General features: G+C 68.8%; 18 protein-coding genes. 13 read left to right on the forward strand and 5 right to left on the reverse strand.

The window, feature by feature from the left end:
* Positions 1–13: 13 nt before the first annotated feature.
* Positions 14–1,831 (reverse strand): M14 family metallopeptidase, encoded by a 1,818-nt coding sequence (locus ISP17_RS06330; protein ID WP_404631124.1) that lies wholly within the window; start codon positions 1,829–1,831, stop codon positions 14–16.
* 127 nt (positions 1,832–1,958) lie between these two features.
* Positions 1,959–2,612 (reverse strand): DUF502 domain-containing protein, encoded by a 654-nt coding sequence (locus ISP17_RS06335; protein ID WP_404631126.1) that lies wholly within the window; start codon positions 2,610–2,612, stop codon positions 1,959–1,961.
* Between the two features lie 135 nt (positions 2,613–2,747).
* Between ISP17_RS06335 and ISP17_RS06340 the strand changes: the two genes are divergently transcribed.
* Together ISP17_RS06340 and ISP17_RS06345 are read left to right on the forward strand one after the other, a co-directional pair.
* Positions 2,748–3,275: an RNA polymerase sigma factor gene (locus tag ISP17_RS06340; protein WP_404631128.1), complete on the forward strand. Its 528-nt coding sequence runs from the start codon at positions 2,748–2,750 to the stop codon at positions 3,273–3,275.
* Between the two features lie 2 nt (positions 3,276–3,277).
* Positions 3,278–3,949 carry a hypothetical protein gene (locus ISP17_RS06345; RefSeq protein WP_404631130.1) on the forward strand — a complete coding sequence of 224 codons (672 nt, stop codon included), beginning with the start codon at positions 3,278–3,280 and terminating at the stop codon, positions 3,947–3,949.
* A 9-nt stretch (positions 3,950–3,958) separates the two neighbouring features.
* Here ISP17_RS06345 and ISP17_RS06350 read toward each other — a convergent pair whose 3' ends face one another.
* Positions 3,959–4,411 carry a DUF4442 domain-containing protein gene (locus tag ISP17_RS06350; protein ID WP_404631132.1) on the reverse strand — a complete coding sequence of 151 codons (453 nt, stop codon included), beginning with the start codon at positions 4,409–4,411 and terminating at the stop codon, positions 3,959–3,961.
* Between the two features lie 105 nt (positions 4,412–4,516).
* Positions 4,517–5,383, reverse strand: a complete 867-nt coding sequence (gene trxA, locus ISP17_RS06355) for a thioredoxin (protein WP_404631134.1) — start codon at positions 5,381–5,383, stop codon at positions 4,517–4,519.
* Between the two features lie 158 nt (positions 5,384–5,541).
* Here trxA and ISP17_RS06360 point away from each other — a divergent pair, with 158 nt between their 5' ends.
* The 9 genes from ISP17_RS06360 to ISP17_RS06400 all read left to right on the forward strand — a co-directional run bounded on the left by ISP17_RS06360 (position 5,542) and on the right by ISP17_RS06400 (position 17,667).
* Positions 5,542–6,168 (forward strand): paraquat-inducible protein A, encoded by a 627-nt coding sequence (locus ISP17_RS06360; protein WP_404631453.1) that lies wholly within the window; start codon positions 5,542–5,544, stop codon positions 6,166–6,168.
* The gene (locus tag ISP17_RS06365; protein ID WP_404631136.1) at positions 6,165–6,788 is read left to right on the forward strand and encodes a paraquat-inducible protein A; all 624 of its coding nucleotides are present in this window, start codon (positions 6,165–6,167) and stop codon (positions 6,786–6,788) included. Before ISP17_RS06360 ends, ISP17_RS06365 begins: the two co-directional genes overlap by 4 nt.
* Positions 6,781–8,457: a PqiB family protein gene (locus tag ISP17_RS06370; RefSeq protein ID WP_404631138.1), complete on the forward strand. Its 1,677-nt coding sequence runs from the start codon at positions 6,781–6,783 to the stop codon at positions 8,455–8,457. The genes ISP17_RS06365 and ISP17_RS06370 overlap by 8 nt, the downstream gene beginning before the upstream one ends.
* Positions 8,454–9,074 (forward strand): PqiC family protein, encoded by a 621-nt coding sequence (locus ISP17_RS06375; RefSeq protein WP_404631140.1) that lies wholly within the window; start codon positions 8,454–8,456, stop codon positions 9,072–9,074. Before ISP17_RS06370 ends, ISP17_RS06375 begins: the two co-directional genes overlap by 4 nt.
* Before the next feature lie 128 nt (positions 9,075–9,202).
* Positions 9,203–11,986, forward strand: a complete 2,784-nt coding sequence (leuS, locus tag ISP17_RS06380) for a leucine--tRNA ligase (protein ID WP_404631142.1) — start codon at positions 9,203–9,205, stop codon at positions 11,984–11,986.
* 5 nt (positions 11,987–11,991) lie between these two features.
* Positions 11,992–12,516, forward strand: coding sequence for an LPS-assembly lipoprotein LptE (locus ISP17_RS06385; RefSeq protein WP_404631144.1), 525 nt, complete (start codon positions 11,992–11,994; stop codon positions 12,514–12,516).
* A gap of 3 nt (positions 12,517–12,519) precedes the next feature.
* Complete coding sequence (holA, locus tag ISP17_RS06390; protein WP_404631146.1) at positions 12,520–13,533, forward strand: DNA polymerase III subunit delta; 1,014 nt, start codon at positions 12,520–12,522, stop codon at positions 13,531–13,533.
* The gene (nadD, locus tag ISP17_RS06395) at positions 13,530–14,174 is read left to right on the forward strand and encodes a nicotinate-nucleotide adenylyltransferase (protein ID WP_404631148.1); all 645 of its coding nucleotides are present in this window, start codon (positions 13,530–13,532) and stop codon (positions 14,172–14,174) included. The genes holA and nadD overlap by 4 nt, the downstream gene beginning before the upstream one ends.
* Before the next feature lie 595 nt (positions 14,175–14,769).
* Positions 14,770–17,667 (forward strand): TonB-dependent receptor plug domain-containing protein, encoded by a 2,898-nt coding sequence (locus tag ISP17_RS06400; protein ID WP_404631150.1) that lies wholly within the window; start codon positions 14,770–14,772, stop codon positions 17,665–17,667.
* A gap of 91 nt (positions 17,668–17,758) precedes the next feature.
* Here the strand turns inward: ISP17_RS06400 and msrB are convergent, their stop codons facing one another.
* A complete protein-coding gene (gene msrB, locus ISP17_RS06405) occupies positions 17,759–18,370 on the reverse strand; it encodes a peptide-methionine (R)-S-oxide reductase MsrB (RefSeq protein ID WP_404631152.1) in 612 nt (203 codons plus the stop codon).
* 277 nt (positions 18,371–18,647) lie between these two features.
* On the opposite strand from msrB, the gene ISP17_RS06410 reads away from it, so the two are divergent.
* Positions 18,648–19,172: a sigma-70 family RNA polymerase sigma factor gene (locus ISP17_RS06410; protein ID WP_404631455.1), complete on the forward strand. Its 525-nt coding sequence runs from the start codon at positions 18,648–18,650 to the stop codon at positions 19,170–19,172.
* On the forward strand, positions 19,159–19,827 hold the full coding sequence (locus ISP17_RS06415) for an NrsF family protein (protein ID WP_404631154.1): 669 nt from the start codon (positions 19,159–19,161) through the stop codon (positions 19,825–19,827). Before ISP17_RS06410 ends, ISP17_RS06415 begins: the two co-directional genes overlap by 14 nt.
* Positions 19,828–19,878: the final 51 nt, after the last annotated feature.

Raw genomic sequence — 19,878 nt, forward strand, 5'->3', positions numbered from 1 at the left:
GGGTCAGACAGTGTCAAAGGTCAGGGGTAGGGGCGGGCGGCCTCGCGCCGTCGGGGGCCGCAAGGGCGCGCAGTTGCGCGGCATCCAGCCGCAGGATCGGGTAGGCGCCCACGGCCTGGCTGGTGTACCAGGGCGAGCGCTCGAAGAAGTACTCCAGCCGCGCGCGCGGACTGGCGGCAAAGGCGGCGTCGCTGGCCAGGCGGTGCTGGAAGTCGGCCTTCAGCGCCGGATCCTTCGCCAGCATGTCGCGGGCGAGCTGCTCCAGCACGCGGGGCTCACCGTATTCCTTCGGCTCGAAGATCGCATCGAGGTCGCCCCAGGCCAGCAGCGAATCGGGTGCCTGCGGTTCGAGCAGGGCGATGGCGACGTTGGCGGCGCGCTGGTCCATCAGCACGATTACCGAGCCCGGTGGCAGGGCGACCTCGCGCGTGACCGGCGTGACGGCGACGTCGCGCAGCATCACCTGGCCCTCGAACGGCGCGTCGGCCCAGCGCGGATGGTCGAGCTGGTAGCCGCCCGCGTGGACGGTGACGGCGTGGTCGATGCGCTGCATGGCGATGCCGTGGGCGGCGAGGCGATCGATCACTCCGGTCCACGGTGCCGGCACCACGTAGGCTGCCGGCGGCGCGATGGAGATGTCCGGCAGCAGCTCGTTCCAGTTCGGGATGCGGTAAGTGCGCGGCGTGTGCGGGTCGTAGCGGATCCAGTCGGCGCCGGAGATGTCGCTGTGGGTGAGCGTGAAGGCGTAGCCCTTCAGCTCGTACGGCGTGGAATCCGGCGAGGCCTTGAAGGTGATCGGCACCTGCGCGCCGGGCTGGCTGGCGCGCGCGATCACGCGCGCGTCGGCGGTGGCGTTGGTCGCCAGCAGCGGCGCCGGCGCCGCGTCGATCTGCGCCAGCAGCTGGCGCACCAGGTCGTAGGTGGCGCGCACGCGCACCGCGTACGGCTTGAGCATGTGCGTCTCGATCAGCAGCGCGGGCCGATTCTGCAGGGCGGCGTAGCCGGTGGAAAAGCGCGGCCCGGAGCCGAAGTTGACGATGCCCTTGCGCGGATCGCGCCCGTCCTTGAACTCCAGATAGATCGAGGCGAGGTGGCCGCGCTTTTCGTAGGCCGGAATCGCCGCGGCCATCAGTGCCTGCTGCCAGGCGGCCAAGCCGGGGTCGAGCTTGTGCGGGTCTTCGGTGTACCAGGTGAGGTCGTAGGGGTAGTCCGCGCCGTCGGTGGTGTGCACGTCGATCAGGAAGTCCGGCAGCCAGCGCTGCCAGAGCTTCAGCCATGCGCGCATCTCCGGCGCGTCGGCCTTGATGTAGTCGCGGTTGAGGTTGAGGTACTGCGACTGGCCGCGGAAGCCCTGGCGCTCGGGGCCGTTCTGGTTGATGCGGTGATAAGGCGAGCTGTTCTCATGGCCGTCGACGCTGAACACCGGGATGAATACCAGCACCGCATGGTCGAGCAGGTGCGGCCACTTGCCGGTGACGGCGATGTCCCGCAGCAGCATCAGGCCGGCGTCCTTGCCCTCGATCTCGCCCGGATGGATGCCGGCCTGCAGCAGCACGACGGGTTTGTGCGCAGCGCGTGCCGCATCGGGACTGAAGGTGCCATCGCCGCTGGCGATCACCGCCGTCATCGGCCGGCCCTCGGGCGTGGTGCCGAAGGTGACCAGCTTGAGCTTGTCCGGCGCGGCACGCTGCAGCCGCTGCAGGTAGGCGAGCGTGTCGGCATAGCTGGGCGTGGTGCGGAAGTGGGTCGCTTCGGCGGGCGTGGTCCAGTCGGCGGCGTGGGCGCCGAGGGCGGTCAGGCCGATCAGGCAGGCGAGGATCAGGCGGCGCATGCGGGTGACGGTGTCCTGGTCATGAGGCGGGATCGTGGGAGCGCACCCGTGGATCGGGTTCGGGGCGGGCTCTGTGCGCGAGTGCATTCCGCCACGTGGCAAAAGGCATCACGCACAGGGCGCGCTCCTACAGGGGAAGGGCGCGGCTGGCGGGGAGTGTGTCGGGGGCGACGGCGCCGCCGGAGATGATGAAGGCCATCGCCTGGTCCATCGTCCAGTCGGTCGGCGTGAGTTCGTCCACCGGCACCACCACCAGGTAGCCGCCGGTGGGGTTGGGCGTGGTGGGGATGTACACCGCGGCCATCTCGCGACCGCTGCCTTCTTCGGTCATCACCCGGGTGACGAAGCCGGCCACCTTCATGCCGGGGCGCGGGAAGTCGATCAGCACCACGCGCTGCACGCCCGACGGCTTCTGCTGCAGCACCGTCATCAGCTTCTTGGTGCCGCCGTAGATGGTCTGCACCAGCGGGATGCGCGCCAGCAGGTTGTCGAAGCCGTCGAGGACGCGCTTGCCGACGACGCGGGTGGCCACCCAGCCGAGCAGGTACAGCGCCAGCACCGTGAGCACCAGCGCCATCAACGCCAGCGTCCAGCCGTGATCGAGTGCGGTGGCGGCGTCCGGCGCGGCCAGGCCCAGCGCGCGGCGCACCAGCGTGGCCATCGGCGCGCCCAGTCCGGCCAGCACGCCGAACACGAACTTGAACACCAGCCAGGTCACCCACAGCGGCAGGAAGGTCAGCAGGCCGGTGAGTACGAAGCGTTTGACGCGCAGGGGTCGCATCGGGACGGCATCCTCGGGAAAGAGATCGCCCGATTGTAGGGGCCGGCCCGGCCATCTGCCGGCGAGGCTGCGACCGGCTGTGATTTTTTTCGCCGCCGTGCGAATCATGCTGGCAACCAGGGAACAGGCCTTCGCATGAGCAAGCCCAGCCACCAGCCGTCGTTCGAGGCGCTGCTGCACGAGCACCGCGGAATCATTCTCAAGGTGGCGGCGGTCTATGCCCGCGACCGCGAGGACCGACTGGACCTGGCGCAGGAGATCCGCGTGCAGCTGTGGCGCTCGTTCGGCCGCTACGATGCGAGCCGCTCCAAACCATCGACCTGGATGTACCGGATCGCGCTCAACGTGGCGATCTCCTACCGACGGCGCGACGGCGCACTGCTGACCGGCCGCGTCGAGTCGCTTGAAGAACGCCACCTGGATTCCGTGGGCGATGCGCCGGGTGAGCGCGAGGAGGACGAACGCCTCGCCGCCCTCTACGCCTTCATCGGCGAGCTGGATGCCCTCAACCGCGCGCTGATCCTGCTCTACCTGGAGGACCGCAGCTACGCGGAGATCGCCGAGGTGCTGGGCATCAGCGAAACCAACGTCGCGACCAAGATCGGTCGCATCAAGCAGAAGCTGCGCGGCCGGGCGGCCGCGCTGGCCACCACCGGAGCATGAGCATGGAACTGGATGAGATGAAGCGGGCCTGGCAGGCCCTGGACCGGCGCCTCGCGGCGCAGCAGGCGATCCAGTGGCAGGGGTTGCGCGATGGGCGTCTGGCGCGCATGCAGCATCGGTTGCGGCCGCTCGCCTGGTGGCTGGTGGTGCAGATCCCGCTGGGCGTGGCACTGATGCTGTGGGGCATCGCGTCGTGGTCCGCTCACCTGGGCGATGCGCGAGCGATGGCGCCGGGCGTGGTGATGCAGGTGTTCGGCCTGCTCTCGGTGATGATCCCGGCGCGCACGCTGGCGCTGTTGCGCGGGATCGACTACGCCGCCCCGGTGCTGGAGATCCAGCGCCACCTTGCCGACCTGCGCGCCTGGCGCGTGCGCGTCGAGGGTCCGGTGTCGGCGCTGCTGGGCAGCGTGATCTGGATTCCCGCGCTGCTCATGCTGGCCCAGGCTGATGGCGACCGGTTCGGGGTGAGCCTGTGGGATCACGCCCGGCCCGGCCTGCTGGCATGGCTGGTGTCCTCGGCGCTGGTCTCGCTGGCCTTGGTCGGCCTGGGTTACCTGCTGCTGCGCCGGCTCGGCCGTCTGGAGTGGCTGGCCAACCATCTGGCCGGGGCATCGTTGCGTCAGGCGCAGACCGAACTCGACGCGCTGCGGCAATTCGAGGAGGAGGCCGCCTGACCGGCCGGCTCAGCGCGCGCGCGGCTTGAGCCGCACGTAGATCTGCTTGCGCACGCGGGCGATCACTTCGCCCGATGCCGTGGTCACATCGGTCTCGAACCAGCGCAGCACCTTGCCGCCGTCGGCCGCCGCTGCGCGCAGTTCCTCGACCACCGCCTGTTCCAGTTTGAAATGCGCGTAGACGTCCTCGCGGCCGGGCGCGACGAAGTCGATCGCGCCGGCCTTGTCCCACACCAGGTAGTCGCTGCCGAGTTGGTGCATCACCAGCAGCATCCAGAACGGGTCGGTCATCGCGAACAGGTTGCCGCCGAACTGGGTGCGGACGTAATTGCGGTTCCACGGGCGCAGCCTCAGCACGACGCGCGCCTCGCTCCAGTCGTCACTTACCTTGAGCACGCGGATGCTGTTGCACAGGAACGGCGGCCACAGGTTGAGCAGGCGGCGGAAGGTGCTGGGGCGCATCGGCGGGCTTCGCAAAGCGGATCGGCAGCCGAGTTTAGCCGACACATACGTTTGCGTATGGATGGCGCGGCCGCGCCTTCGTGTCCCGCTCCGCAGTGGTCGCGATCAGAACAGCAGCGAGGCCATGCGCCGACGGTAGCGGCCGACCAGTTCGGCATCGTCCAGCGTGGCAAAGGCGGCGAGCAGGCGCTTCTTGGCGGCGCCGTCGTTCCAGTCGCGCGCTTTTTCCAGGATGGCGAGGAACTGGTCCAGGCCGGCGGCGGCATCGTCCTCCAGCAGCAGGCGCACGCCGAGCAGGTCGCGTGCGGCCCAGTCGGCGGGATCGGCATCCACCCGCTGCCGCAGCGCGGCGAGGTCCGGCGCGCCGTCGAGCGCGCCGGCCAGATCGAGCTGGCTGCGCAGACGTACCGCTCGTGCGTCGGTGGCGAACTTGGCCGGAAGGGCATCCAGCTCGGCCCGCGCGCCAACGACGTTGCCCACGCGCATCAGCGCGAGCGCGAGATCGAGCTTCAGCTCGTCCTGCCCCGGGGCGGCGGCGATCGCCTGCTGCAGTCGGTTCACCGCCTCTTCCGGCGACTCGATGGTCTCGGCCGCGGTTTCCTCCTCGGCCGGCGCGCCCTCCAGCGGCTGCACGTGGCGCGACAGGAATTCGCGCAGCTGCCCCAGTGGCAGGGCGCCGGCGAAGCCGTCGAGGATCTGCCCGTCCTTCACCAGCATCACGGTGGGGATCGAGCGGATGCCGAACATCGCAGCCAGCTGCTGGTGGGCGTCCACGTCGATCTTGCCGAGCCGGAACGCGCCGTTGTACTCGGCGGCGAGCTGCTCCAGCAGCGGGCCCAGCGTCTTGCACGGCTCGCACCAGGTGGCCCAGAAGTCGACCAGCACGGGCGTGCTCAGCGAGGCCTGCAGCACGTCGCGCTCGAAGTTGTCCTGGGTGACGTCGAAGACGTGCGGGAGGGCGGAATCGGTCACGGTGATGCTCCAGGCGGCGATGGCGCCCGAAGATCTGGGCATCGGCCAGCATATCAAGGCCCATGCGTGGCCGGCGGCGGTCGCGCGGAGTTCAGCGCCGGCCCGTCAGATTTGCGAGAATCCGCAGGATGACCTGCTCGGAACACGGCACCACACGCATGGGCACGGCCACGCCAACGACCACCGCCGGGCTGCTCATCTGCGAGCACTGCGACACGGTGTACCGACGCCGTCCGCTGGCCCGCGGCGAGGTGGCCTGCTGCGAGCGCTGCAATTTCGTGCTCGAACGGCATCCCCGGCTCGGCCCCGACCAGCTGCTCGCGCTCACCGCCACGGCGATGGTGGTGTTCGTGCAGGCCAATGTCTGGCCGATCGTCACGCTGGAACTCAACGGCCGGCCGAGCAGCACCACGCTGTGGGGCACCATCATCACGATGTGGCAGCAGCACGCCGAAGTGGTGGCCGTGCTGGCCGCGCTGACGCTGTTTTTTTTCCCGCTGCTGAAGATGACGCTGTTCGGCTGGGTGTTCTGGTTCGCGCGCCGCGGCGAGCGCGGACCGGGATTTCGCGGCGCGATGATCGCGCTGCACTACCTGCGGCCGTGGACGATGAGCGAGGTGTTCGTGCTCGGCGCGATGGTGGCGATCGTCAAGGCGCGCGTGTACTTCGACGTGGTGCCCGATCCGGGCATCTTCGCTTACGGCGCGCTGATGCTGCTGATCACCGTGTTCGGCACCATCGACCTGCGCCAGCTGTGGGACGTGACGCGGGAGCGCCGCGGGTGAGCGCGCTGCCGCGTGCCGGCGAGCTGGGCCTGATCGGCTGCCACGTGTGCGGGCTGGTGTGCCGCGACACGCACACGCACGACCTGGACTGCCCGCGCTGCGGCGCACAGCTGCACCGGCGCAAGTCGGCCAGCATCAGTCGCACGTGGGCGTTGCTGATCGCCGCCTTCATCTTCTACCTGCCCGCCAACCTGCTGCCGATCATGCGCACGGTGAGTCTGGGCGACGTGGACGACAACACCATCCTCAGCGGTGTGGTGGAGCTGTGGGTGAAGGGCTCGCCCGACCTGGCGGTCATCGTGTTCACGGCCAGCATCGTGGTGCCCATGCTGAAATTCCTGGTGCTGGGCCTGCTGCTGATCAGCGCGCAACGTGGCAGCGTCTGGGCGCAGCGCCAGCGCGCCATGCTGTACCGGCTGGTGGAGTTGATCGGCTACTGGTCGATGCTCGACGTGTTCGTGGTGGCGCTGCTGACCGCGCTGGTGCGCTTCGGCGTGCTCAGCCAGGTCGAGCCGCTGCCGGGGGTGATCTACTTCGGCCTGACCGTGGTGGCGACGATGCTGGCCTCGATGAGCTTCGATCCGCGCCTGATCTGGGACAACAGGGACAACGATGACTGAAGAAACCACTCCGTCCGGCGACGACCTGCCGCAGCCCGTGGTGCACCGGCGCCGCTTTGGCGCCTCGCTGATCTGGCTGGTGCCGATCTTGGCGGCGCTGGTTGGCCTGTCGCTGGTGGTCAACAGCTGGCTGCAGGCCGGGCCGAGCATCACCATCACGTTCAATTCGGCCGAGGGGCTGGATCCCGGCAAGACGCCGGTGAAGTACAAGAACGTGGTGATCGGCAAGGTCACCCGCATCGGCTTCAGCCCCGACCGCAGCAAGGTGCGCGTGAAGGTGGCGCTGGAGAAGAGCGCCGAGGATTTCGCCATGGCCGACACCCGCTTCTGGGTGGTGCGCCCGCGCATCGGCCTGGGCGGGGTGTCCGGCGTCGACACGCTGCTGTCCGGCGCCTTCATCGGCGTGGATGTAGGCACCTCGAAAGAGGAGCACTTCAACTTTGTCGGGCTGGAGCAGCCGCCCGCGGTGACCTATGGCGCGCCGGGCAAGAGCTTCGCCCTGCACGCGGACGATCTCGGCTCGCTGGACATCGGCTCGCCGGTGTATTTCCGCCGCATCCAGGTCGGCCGGGTGTCGTCGTACGCGTTGGACAAGGACGGCAAGGGCGTCACCTTCCAGATCTTCGTCGACGGTCCGTACGACCGGTTCGTCAGCCGCTCCTCGCGCTTCTGGAACGCCAGCGGGTTGGACGTCTCGCTCGGCGCCAACGGCCTGAAGGTGAATACCCAGTCGCTGGCTGCGGTGCTCGCCGGCGGCGTGGCGTTCCAGGATCCGCCCGGGCCGCACGACGCGAGTGCGGCGCCGGAGGGTTCCACCTATCGCCTGTTCGACGAGAAGGCCACCGCGATGGCACCGCCGGACGGTCCGCCGCAGTACGTGCGCATGCGCTTCGACCAGTCGCTGCGCGGGCTGGCGGTGGACGCGCCGGTGGAGTTCCTCGGCATCAACATCGGCCGGGTGGTGTCCATCAACATGGACTACGACGAGAAGCGCGAGCGCTTCCCGGTGACGGTCGGGGCGGTGATCTATCCGCAGCGGCTCGGCCGCGCCTACGACAAGCTCGCCGCGCTGGCCCAGGCGCAGGGTGAAGGCGGCGACCTCGCGCCGATGGTCGGCAAGCTCGTCGCCCACGGCCTGCGCGCGCAGGCCCGCACGGGCAACCTGCTGACCGGCCAGCTCTACATCGCGATGGACTTCCTGCCGAAGGCGGCCAAGGTGGAGTTCGATGCCTCCGCCAAGCCGCTGGAAATCCCCACCGCGCCGGGCAGCTTCGACAAGCTGCAGGAGCAGCTGGCGGAGATCGTCGACAAGGTCCACAAGATCCCGTTCGACAGCATCGGCGTGCATCTGGACGACTCGCTGGCCAACCTCGACAAGACGCTCAAGCAGGTCAACGGCGAGGTGCTGCCGGAGTTCAAGGGCACGCTGAAGGACGCCCGCAAGACGCTGGGCACCACCAGCAGCGCGCTGTCGTCCGACTCGCCGCTGCAGCAGAACCTGCAGGGCACGCTGCAGGAACTGCAGCGCATGGCGCGCTCGCTGCGCGTGTTCAGCGATTACCTCGGCACGCATCCGGAGGCGCTGATCCGCGGCCGCAAGGCCGATCCTGCGCCGTCCAGACCCGCGCCATCCAACCCGCCCAAGCACGCTGCCGGGAGCCAGCCATGACGTGCCTGATCCATCTGCTGTCCCGCCGCCTCGCGCCGATCGCCGCCGCGCTGGCGCTGGGCGCCTGCGCGTCCGCGCCCACGCATTACTACACGCTCATCGCACCCGCCGCCGAAGCACCGGCCGCGACGTCGCCGGGGCTGCCGTTCGAGCTGCTGCCGGTGAGCGTGCCGCCGCAGGACGACCAGCCGCAGCTTGTGATCCGCCAGGGCGGGCAGGGCGTGGCGCTGCTCGACGGCCATCGCTGGATCGCCCCGCTGGGCGACGAGATCCGCGGCGCGCTGTCGGCCGACCTGGCGCAGGCGCTGGGTCGCCCCGACGTCAGCGGTCTGGCGCATCAGGATGCCCGCGTGGCGCGGATCAAGGTCGACGTACGGCGCTTCGATTCGCAGCCCGGCGGCTACGCGCTGCTGGAGGCGGCCTGGAGCGTGCGCGTGCTCGGCGGCGATGCGCCCGAGCGCACGCTGGCCTGCACCAGCCGATTCAACCAGCCGGTGGCCGGCGGCTATGACGCCCTGGTGCAGGGCCACCAGCAGGCGCTGGGCCGGCTGGCTGGCGAGGTGGCGGACGCGGTCCGCGCGCTGGCGGCCGGCAGCGCGCGCTGCCCCGGCGCCTGAGCGCCCGGAATCCCGCCGGCGCAGGCTTGGCGGGGGCTCGGCGCTTGGGCTAGGCTGGCCGGCTTCACGCAGCGGCGGACCCACTGGCCGCAGACGCTGCCGCATCACGCATCAACGGCACTGGACACATGCAGAACATCGACGATCAGGGTTCCTCTTCCGCCGGCGCCGAAGCGGGCGAGCACGGCTACCGTCCGCAGGCGGTGGAAGCCGCCGCCCAGCAGTACTGGACGCACGAGCGCGCCTATGAGGTAACCGAGGACGCCCGCCGACCCAAGTTCTACTGCCTGTCGATGCTGCCGTATCCGTCCGGTGCGCTGCACATGGGCCACGTGCGCAACTACACCATCGGCGACGTGATCAGCCGCTTCCAGCGCATGCAGGGCAAGAACGTGCTGCAGCCGATGGGCTGGGATGCGTTCGGCCTGCCGGCCGAGAACGCCGCGATCAAGAACAAGACCGCGCCGGCCGCATGGACCTACCGCAACATCGACAACATGCGCGGCCAGCTGCAGCGCATGGGCTTCGCCTACGACTGGACGCGCGAGTTCGCCACCTGCCGCCCGGAGTATTACCGCTGGGAACAGCTGATGTTCACTCGGCTGATGAAGAAGGGCATGGCCTACCGCAAGAACTCGGTGGTGAACTGGGACCCGGTCGACCAGACCGTGCTGGCCAACGAGCAGGTGATCGACGGCCGCGGCTGGCGCTCCGGTGCGCTGGTGGAGAAGCGCGAGATCCCGCAGTGGTTCCTGAAGATCACCGACTACGCGCAGGAACTGCTCAGCGGACTGGACACGCTGCCTGGCTGGCCCGACGCGGTGAAGACCATGCAGCGCAACTGGATCGGCCGCAGCGAAGGGCTGGAGATCCAGTTCCAGGTCGAGGGCGGCGGCGAGCCGCTGAGCGTTTTCACCACGCGCCCGGACACGCTGATGGGCGTGACCTTTGTCTCCGTCGCCGCCGAGCATCCGCTGGCGCTGCACGCGGCGGCGATCAACGAGCGGGTCGCCAACGTGCTGGCCGAGATGAAGCACGGCGGCGTGTCCGAGGCCGAGCTGGAAACCCAGGAGAAGCGCGGCGTCGACACCGGGTTGAAGGTGATCCATCCGCTGACCGGCGAGCCGATCCCGGTGTGGGTGGCCAACTTCGTGCTGATGGGGTACGGCACCGGCGCGGTGATGGCGGTGCCGGGCCACGATCAGCGCGACTGGGAATTCGCCAAGAAGTACGGCCTGCCGATCAAGATGGTGATCGTGGATCGCTCGGTGCTCGATGCGGTGAACGAGATCCAGCACGACCTGGCGCAAGGCGTGGGTTCCAACCCGATGCGTGCGGCGCTGCGCGGGCGCAGCATGGACGCCTACGACAGCTCTTCCGCCGTGCGCGTGGTGGAGGATTTCGAGCGCAGCATCCAGGAAGTGGGCGCGTATACCGAACGCGGCATCGTGGTGAATTCGGGCGAGCTCGACGGCATGGAATACGCCGAGGCGTTCGAGGCGCTGGCGGCCCGCTTCGAGCGCGAGGGCAAGGGCCAGCGCCGCGTCAACTGGCGCCTGCGCGACTGGGGCGTCAGCCGCCAGCGCTACTGGGGCTGCCCGATCCCGGTCATCTACTGCGCCAGCTGCGGTGCGCTGCCGGTGCCGGAAGACCAGTTGCCGGTGGTGCTGCCCGAGGACGTGGCGGACGTGTATTCCAAGGGCGGCGGCGTGCAGTCGCCGATCAAGGCCGACCCGGAATGGCGCAAGTGCGCCTGCCCGCAGTGCGGCGGCGCGGCCGAGCGCGAGACCGACACCTTCGACACCTTCATGGAGTCGAGCTGGTACTACGCGCGCTACACCAGCCCGGGTGCGAACGAACAGGTCGACGCGCGCGCCAACTACTGGCTGCCGGTGGACCAGTACATCGGCGGCATCGAGCACGCGATCCTGCACCTGTTGTACTTCCGCTTCTATCACAAGCTCATGCGCGACGCGGGGCTGGTGCAGTCGGACGAGCCGGCCACCAACCTGCTGTGCCAGGGCATGGTGATCGCCGAGACCTTCTACCGCGACAACGCCGACGGCTCGAAGGACTGGATCAATCCGGCCGACGTCGAGATCGAGCGCGACGAGAAGGCGCGCGTGGTCGGCGCGAAGCTGAAGGCAGACGGCCAGAGCGTGCACATCGGCGGCACCGAGAAGATGTCCAAGTCGAAGAACAACGGCGTGGACCCGCAGAGCATGGTGGACAAGTTCGGCGCCGACACGGTGCGCCTGTTCTCGATGTTCGCCGCGCCGCCGGAGCAGTCGCTGGAGTGGAGCGAGGCCGGCGTGGAGGGCATGGCGCGCTTCCTGCGCCGGTTCTGGCGCGAGGTGACCACGCATGCGACGCAGCCGGATCATCCGGTGGTCGATCCCTCTGCGCTGGATGCCGGGCAGAAGGCGCTGCGCCGCCAGCTGCACGAGACCATCCAGAAGGTCACCGACGACTTCGGCCGCCGCCACGCCTTCAACACCGCCATCGCCGCGCTGATGGAACTGCTCAACGCGCTGGGCAAGTTCAGCGACATGAGCGAGCAGGGGCGCGCCGTGCGCCACGAGGCGCTGGAGGCGATGGTGCTGCTGCTCAACCCGGTGACGCCGCACCTGAGCCACGCGCTGTGGCAGGTGCTGGGCCATCCCCAGGCCGTGCTGGAAAGCCTGCCCTGGCCGCGCGTGGACGAATCGGCACTGGTGCGCGATTCGCTCACGCTGGCGGTGCAGGTCAACGGCAAGCTGCGCGGCACCATCGAGGTGCCGGCGAGCGCGTCGAAGGACGAGGCCGAGGCGCTGGCCCGCGCGCATCCGCAGGTACTCGCGTATCTTGAGGGCCTGACCGTGCGCAAGGTGATCGTGGTGCCGGGCAAGATCGTCAACATCGTCGCAGGATGAAATCCATGAGCCGCTTCGTGAAGCTGTCGTCCCTGCTGGTCCTCGCCCTGCTGGTGTCCGCGTGCGGATTCCATCTTCGCCAGAGCGTGGCGCTGCCGCCCTCGATGCAGCGCATCCACCTCACCGTGAGCAACGGCGGCGACCTGCAGCGCAACCTGGCGCGCGCCCTGCGCAACGCCGGCATCAGCATCGAGGATGCCGGCGGTCCCGGTGTGGCCGAGCTGGCCGTGCCGCAGGCGAGCTTCAGCACCGACACGTTGAGCATCAGCGGCGGTGCGCGCGTCACCGAATACTCGGTGCACTACCAGGTGCGATTCGGCGTCACCGATGCCGCCGGCGAGGTGCTGCTGCCGCCGCAGGACATCCAGATGTCGCGCGAGTACAGCTACGACGCCACCAACACCATCGGCAACGATGCGCAGGTGGAGGAGATCCAGCGCAGCCTGGTCGACGACATGGTGCAGTCGATCCTGTTCCGCCTGCAGGCGGCCGCCAGGCGCGCCGACGCGGCGGCGGCCGGCACGCCGTAAGCCATGCCACTGGCGCCCGCGCAGTGGCAGAAGACGCTGGCCGGCGATCGCCTGCACAGCGTCTACCTGCTGGCCGGCGAGGAGTTGCTGGTGCTGGAGGCAGCCGACGCGCTGCGCGCGCAGGCGCGCCGGCTCGGCTACAGCGAGCGCGACGTGCTCGAAACCGGGCAGCACTTCGACTGGGACGACCTGGCCCGCTCCGCGGCCGGCATGTCGCTGTTCGCCACGCGCCGCCTGATCGACCTGCGCCTGCCCACCGGCCGCCCCGGCGTCGAGGGCGCCAAGGCGATCACCGCGTTCTGCGAGAACCCGCCACCCGACGTCACCCTGCTGATCACGGCGACCGACTGGAGCAGCAAGCACGACGGCGCCTGGAGCAAGAAGCTCGACGCCGCCGGTGCGATGGTGGTGTTCAGCGCGCCGCGGCCGCACGAGTGGGCCAGCTGGATCGGCGCACGGCTCGCCTCGCGCGGGCTCAGCGCCACGCCCGACGCGGCCGCGCTGCTGGCGCAGCGGGTGGAGGGCAACCTGCTAGCTGCCGCACAGGAAGTCGACAAGCTGGTCGTGCTGCACGACGGCAAGGGCCGCATCGGCGCCGACGAGATGGAATCGCTGGTGGCCGACAGCGCACGCTACGACGCGTTCAAGCTCACCGATGCCGCGTTCGCCGGCGACGGCGGTCGTGCGCTGCGCGTGCTGGCCGGCCTGCGCGCCGAAGGCGAGGAGCTGATTCCGATGATGGGCTGGGTGGTCAACCAGCTGCAGCTGGCGCTGCGCCTGGCCAACGCGCGCGACTTCGCCGCACAGGCCAAGGCCGAGCGGCTGTGGCAGTCGCGCGAGCAGCTGTTCCGCCAGGCGCTGCGCCGCGCGCCGCGCGAACACTGGCTCAAATGCCTCGCCCGCGCGGCGCGCATCGACCGCATCGCCAAGGGCCGCGAGTTCGGTGACGCCTGGCTGGAGGCCGAGCGCCTGATCGCCGCCATGGCTGAACCGCGAGCGGCCGCCGCGCTGGCATGAAGCCGCTGGCGATCCTCGGCGGCACCTTCGATCCGGTGCACATCGGCCACCTCTGCGTGGCGTGGGAGGCGAGCGAGCTGCTCGACGCCGAGGTGCAGCTGGTGCCCGCCAGCGTACCGCCGCACCGGCCGCCACCGATCGCCTCCGTCGAGCAGCGCGTGGCGATGCTGCGAGTCGCGCTGGCTGGTCAGGACCGGCTGGGCCTGGACCTGCGCGAGCTGGAGCGCGCCGGTCCTTCCTACACCGTGGACACGCTCGCTGAGCTTCGCGCCGAGTACGGTGCACGTCCGCTGGTGCTGCTGATGGGCGCCGATGCCTTTGCCGGACTCACCAGCTGGCACCGCTGGCCGGAGCTGTTCGATCTGGCGCATGTCGGCGTGCTGAGCCGTCCCGGAGATCCGCCGGCGTGGCCCGAGGCGTTGCGTGCGGCGGTGGACGGACGACGGGTGGAGACTGTCGACGCCCTGCACACGCGTTCGGCCGGCTCCGTGGTGTTGCTCGACGTGACGCCTCTGGCCATCTCCGCCACGCGCATTCGCGACCTGCTTGCCGGCGGGCGCCTGCCGCGCTACCTGCTTCCGGACGGCCTGTTCGGCGAGCCCGAACTCCTGGCCGCGTATCGCTCATCCCGGCGCGGGTGACAGCAGTCCTGGATGCGTGTCTCGCGATCGTGACGCGACGTTTATCGGCTTGATTCATCGGTTGTTTTCGGCGCAAGGACAGGCATCGCTTCTGGCGCCGTGGAAACCGTGACCGGGAAGGGCTGAATGATCCGCCGGCTCCGTGTTTCGCCTGCCGATAGTCCACGGTTTCGAGCCCGGATCTTCGTCCTGAGAGCACCGTGCGCCGGATCAGGGTGGGCTTCTGGCCACGATTTCCGTGATTGCGTCGGTTGCCACCGGCGTCGATGGGCATGGGGTCGAGCGGTCTGCGCCGATCCGGGCATCAAATAAGTTTGGCCGTCTAGATGGCCATGTAATGAGCGTCTTGATGGTGCCGGCGGCCGCAAATGGAGTGGGAATTTCATGACACTGGTTTGACACGATTGTTACTGCGTGGTTAATTCGCCGCCTCGTCTTCATCCCCCGTTCTGACGGACCACTCGGCTCCGCGGTTCTCGAAGGCGATCAACAAGAGCAATACCCACCCGGCTCTCGGCATCGCCTCGGCATGTCGCGTCGTGCTTTTTTTCGCCCCTCGTGGGCGATGTTTTCACTTGCAGGAGTTTGGCTTTACATGAAGATCGGATCCAACAAGCTGTCGCTTGCCGTGAAGTTCGCGCTGGCCCTGAGTGTGGGCGCAGTCGCTTCGGCGGCCTTCGCCCAGGACACTGCCCCCGCTGCCGACCAGCAGCCGGACGCCTCCAAGGCCCAGCAGATGCAGTCGATCACCGTCACCGGTTCGCGCATCCGCAGCGTCGACGTGGAAACCCAGCAGCCCGTGTTCGTGATGTCGCAGGACGACATCAAGAAGACCGGTCTCACCACGGTCGGCGACATCATCAGCCGCATGTCCATGGTCGGCACCCCGGACTTCACCAGCGCCTCGGTGCTGGCGTCGAACTCCGAGCAGGGCGGCTCCTACGTCGACATGCGCAACCTCGGCGCGCAGCGCGTGCTGGTGCTCGTGAACGGCAAGCGCTGGTCGACCAGCGTGGCCGGCTACACCGACGTGTCCAACATTCCCGCCGCGCTGATCCAGCGCGTGGAAGTGCTGAAGGACGGCGCGTCCTCGGTGTACGGTTCGGACGCCATCGCCGGCGTGATCAACTTCATCCTCAATGACCACTTCCAGGGTGCCCAGCTCGACGGCACCTACGGCGTGAACCAGAAGGGTGACGGGGAGACCACCAATTACAGCCTCACCCTCGGTCAGAACAACGACAAGGGTTCGATCGTCTTCAACTACACCTACAACAAGCAGGGTCCGGTGTGGGCGAGCAAGCGCGCGCTGACCAACGGCAACGATGGTCCGAATCACGAGAACCGCCTGTTCCTGGGCCCGTGGGGCGAGCTGTATGACCCCGTCTCGGGCACCGACATCGTGCTCAACCACGCCAACGGCGTGGGCGCCTCGCCGTCGAACGATCCGGCCAGCTACCACGCCTGGGACGGCCGCGTTGACGATGCCTTCAACGCCTCCAGCCAGATGCTCGAGCGCACGCCGACCACGCTGAACTCGATCTTCACGCACGGCACCTACAACCTCACCGACAACGTGACCTTCAAGGGCACGGCGATGTATTCCGAGCGCCACGCGTTCTCGCAGATCGCCGGTTATCCGTTCCAGCCGGGCGCCTTCTCCGACCCGGTGCTGCTGTCGGGCCAGAGCTACTACAACCCCTATCCGGGCACGGATTTCCAGGTCTACCGCCGCACCGTCGAGCTGCCGCGCCAGACCCGCAACAACACCAATACCGCGCACCTCGATGCCGGCCTCGAAGGCTTTTTCAACGTCGGCGAGCACGAGTGGAACTGGGATGCCGGCATCGCCTACAACCGCTCGGAGGGCACGCTGGCCGGCTCGGGCAACCTCAACCGCCAGGCCATGGCGCTGGCGCTGGGGCCGTCGTTCCTCAATGCCGATGGCGTGGTCCAGTGCGGTACCGCCGCCAACCCGCTGCCGCTGGGCACCAGCCTCAACCAGGGCCAGTGCACGCCGTTCGACATCGCCGGCGGCCCGACCGCCTCGACCGCCGACGCGCTGAAGTTCATCAACGCGCTGACCACCACCCGCTACGGCTCGAGCGAGCGGTCGGCCACGGCCAACATCACCGGCGGCCTGTTCAATCTGCCGGCCGGTGAGTTCAGCTTTGCCGCGGGCGTGGAAAGCCGCCAGGAGAAGGGCTACCTGTACCCGGATCTGGCCAGCCAGTCGGGCAACACCACCGACCTGGCCGCCAACTCCACCGCGGGCCGCTACCGCGTGAACGAGGGCTACGTCGAGTTCAATGCGCCGATCCTGCGTGACCTGCCGGGCGCCCAGTCGCTGTCGGTGGACGTGGCCAGCCGCTATTCGCACTACAGCAACTTCGGCAGCACCACCAACAACAAGTACGGCTTCAGCTGGAAGCCGATCAACGACCTGCTGGTGCGCGGCAACTACGCCGAGGGCTTCCGCGCCCCGACGCTGGACGACACCTTCGGTGGCGGTTCGCAGAGCTACGACACGTTCCTCGATCCGTGCGACACCGTGTACGGCGCGGCGGCCACCAACGCCCAGGTGGCTGCCCGCTGCACGGCCGCCGGCGTGCCGGCCGGCTATCGCCAGCTCAAGCAGGACAAGACCGCGATCACCAGCGTCAACGGCGCGCAGGGCCTGACCGCGTTCAACGCCGGTGCCGGCAATGCCAACCTGCAGCCGGAGACGGCGACCACCCGCACGCTGGGCCTGGTCTACAGCCCGAGCTACGTGGCCGGCCTGGACATGTCGCTGGACTGGTACAAGATCCGCGTCGACAACCTGATCTCGCCGATCAGTGCGGGTTACGTGCTGGACCAGTGCTACCTGCAGGGCTCGCAGCAGTACTGCGGCCAGTTCGGTCGTGATCCGGACAACAGCCAGGTGGTCAACCTCAACCGCGGCAACGCGAACCTGGGTTACCTGGAGACCGAAGGCTACGACTACTCGGTGCGCTACCGCCTGCCGGAGTACTCGTTCGGTCGCCTGGTCGCGCAGGTAAGCGGCTCGTACGTGTCGAAGTACCAGTCGCAGAGCTCGCCCGATGCGGTGGTGGCCGAGTCGGTCGGTCAGTACCCGATCTACCGCAACCGCGCCAACATCTCGCTGGACTGGTCGAAGGGTGCCTTCGGCGCGACGTGGACCACGCGTTACTACAGCTCGATCCGCGACGTATGCTACAGCGCCAGCGAGTGCAACCAGCCCAACTACACCAGCCCGAGCTGGGGTTACACGGGGGCGAACCGCCACGGTGCCACCGCGTTCAACGATGTGCAGGTTCGCTGGAACGCGCCGTGGAACGGCCAGTTCCGTCTGGGCATCAACAACGTGTTCAACAAGCAGCCGTCGGTGAACTACCTGGCGAACCAGCTGGGCTACAACAGCGCTTCGTCGGTGGACCCGAACCTGGACCTGGACCGTTACTTCTACGTTGGTTACACGCAGAAGTTCTGATTCACCCAGGGATCAGTGCAGTAAACAGAAAGGGTGGGCCGCAAGGCCCACTCTTTTTTTCATGGCGCGATTTTCTGCGTGCTGCGGCGGCTCAGGCCGACGTGCGCGGCACGAAGCGAAGCGCCACCGAGTTCATGCAGTAGCGCAGGCCGGTGGGGCGCGGGCCGTCGTCGAACACGTGGCCGAGATGGCTGTCGCAGCCGGCACAGCGGATCTCGGTGCGCACCATGCCGAAGGTGGTGTCGCGCTTTTCGATCACGTTGGCCGCGGCGATCGGCTGCCAGAAGCTCGGCCAGCCGGTGCCGGAGTCGAACTCGGTGGCGGCATCGAACAGCGCCGTGGCGCAGCCGGGGCAACGAAACAGGCCGGGGCGGTCGGGCTTCTCGTGCTCGCCGCTGAAGGCGCGCTCGGTACCGTCCTGGCGCATCACGTAGTACGCCGCCGGGGAAAGGCGGCGACGCCACTCAGCCTCGCTCAGCACCAGGCGTTTGACCTTGCACGGGCCCAGCGCGCGGCCATCGTCGGCGAAACACTGCAGCGTGACCATCCCCGCCGCGTCCGGGGCGGCGGCGGAGCTGTTGTCGCGGGCGAACAGCCGGGGCATGAACGTCAGCCCGCCGAGCGCGGCCAGTGCACCCCCGGCCAGCGTGGCGCGCAGCAGGCGACGGCGCTCCAGCATCACGAGTTCCTGGGTTCGGGACATGCGTGTTTCCTCACGATCGTCGGGTGATCCACCGGCCCTTTCCATTCGCAGACGGGGCGTGCGCGGTTACCTCCAGAATCTACGCAGTAACCGGGACGCAAGATGCAGCGAAACGCAGACAGGCCCTTCCCCGGAACGCCCGATGTCCGCCGTCTTGACCAACGCCCTCGCGATAGGCGTAGATGACGCCCTTGTATGGCACAGGGACGCAGTCCGGCGCGTGGATGATTCATCGCTCAGCGACAACCAGCAGGCGGACCTGCGCCGCGCCGCGTGGATGGCGGCTGCGCAGGCGGGCGACCGTGCCGCCTACGAGCGCGTGCTGGGCGAGTCGGTCGGCGTGATCCGCAGCGTGGCGCGCCGGCAGGGCGTGCCGGTGGATCTGCTCGACGACGTGGTGCAGGAAACCCTGATCACCATCCATCGCGTGCGCCATACCTATGACCCGTCGCGGTCCTACCACGCCTGGCTGGCCGCCATCGCGGCCCGGCGCAGCATCGATGCCTTGCGCCAGCATGGCCGTCGCGATCGCCGTGAGCTGCACGAGCCGCTGGCGGTCGAGAATTTCGCCGAAGAGGGCGAAGCCAGCGACGCCACCGAACACGACCAGCGTGCCGCCGCCCTGCGCGAGGCCATCGCCACGCTGCCGCCGGGCCAGCGCGAGGCGGTCGAGCACCTGGGCCTGCGCGAACGCTCGCTGGCGGAAACCGCCGAACTCACCGGGCGCTCCACCGGCGCCCTGAAAGTGAACCTGCATCGCGCCCTCAAGGCGCTGCGCGGGCGACTGCATGGAGATTCCTGACTTGGCCGACGCGCCTTCCCACGATTCGCTGATCCACGCGCTGGGCGCCGAGCTGGCGCCGGTGCGCCGCCTGCGCTCGCCGCTGCAGCGCGCGATCGGCTGGACGGTGCTGCTGGCCGCGCTGGCCGCGCTGCTCGCCCGCCATTACGGGCTCACACCCATGCTCACCCGCTGGGCGGGCGCGCCGGATCTCGCCTGGGCCGGCCTGGGTGCGGTGCTTACGGCCATCGTCGCCGGCTGGGTGGCGTTTTCGCTGGGCGTGCCGGGGCGCTCGGTGCGTCGTGCCTGGCTGGTGCTGCCGCCCGCCTTGCTGTGGATCGGGGCCAGCGGCATGGGCTGCCTGCGCGAGTGGGTGGCGCCCGATACCGAAGTGGCGACACTGGCCCAGACGCATGGCTGCTTCGGCTTCATCCTCGCCTTCTCGCTGCCGTTGTCGGTACTGATGGTCTGGCTGCTGCGACGCGCCTATCCGCTGCGGCCGGTGCTCACCGCGGTGATGATCGGGCTGGCCAGCGCGGCCGCGTCGGCCAGCCTGCTGGAGATCTGCCACGAGTTCGACGCGGCTGCCACCGACCTGGCCATGCACACGCTGGCGGTCGGCCTGGTCATCGGCGCCAACGCCCTGTGCGGCGGGCGACTGCTGCGGCGCCGCTGATTCCATTGGCGTAACCGGCCGCTTCACGGCGACGAAAGAGGGGGGTGCAGC

This window comes from Dyella ginsengisoli (genome assembly GCF_044904665.1).
GTDB lineage: Bacteria > Pseudomonadota > Gammaproteobacteria > Xanthomonadales > Rhodanobacteraceae > Dyella_A > Dyella_A ginsengisoli.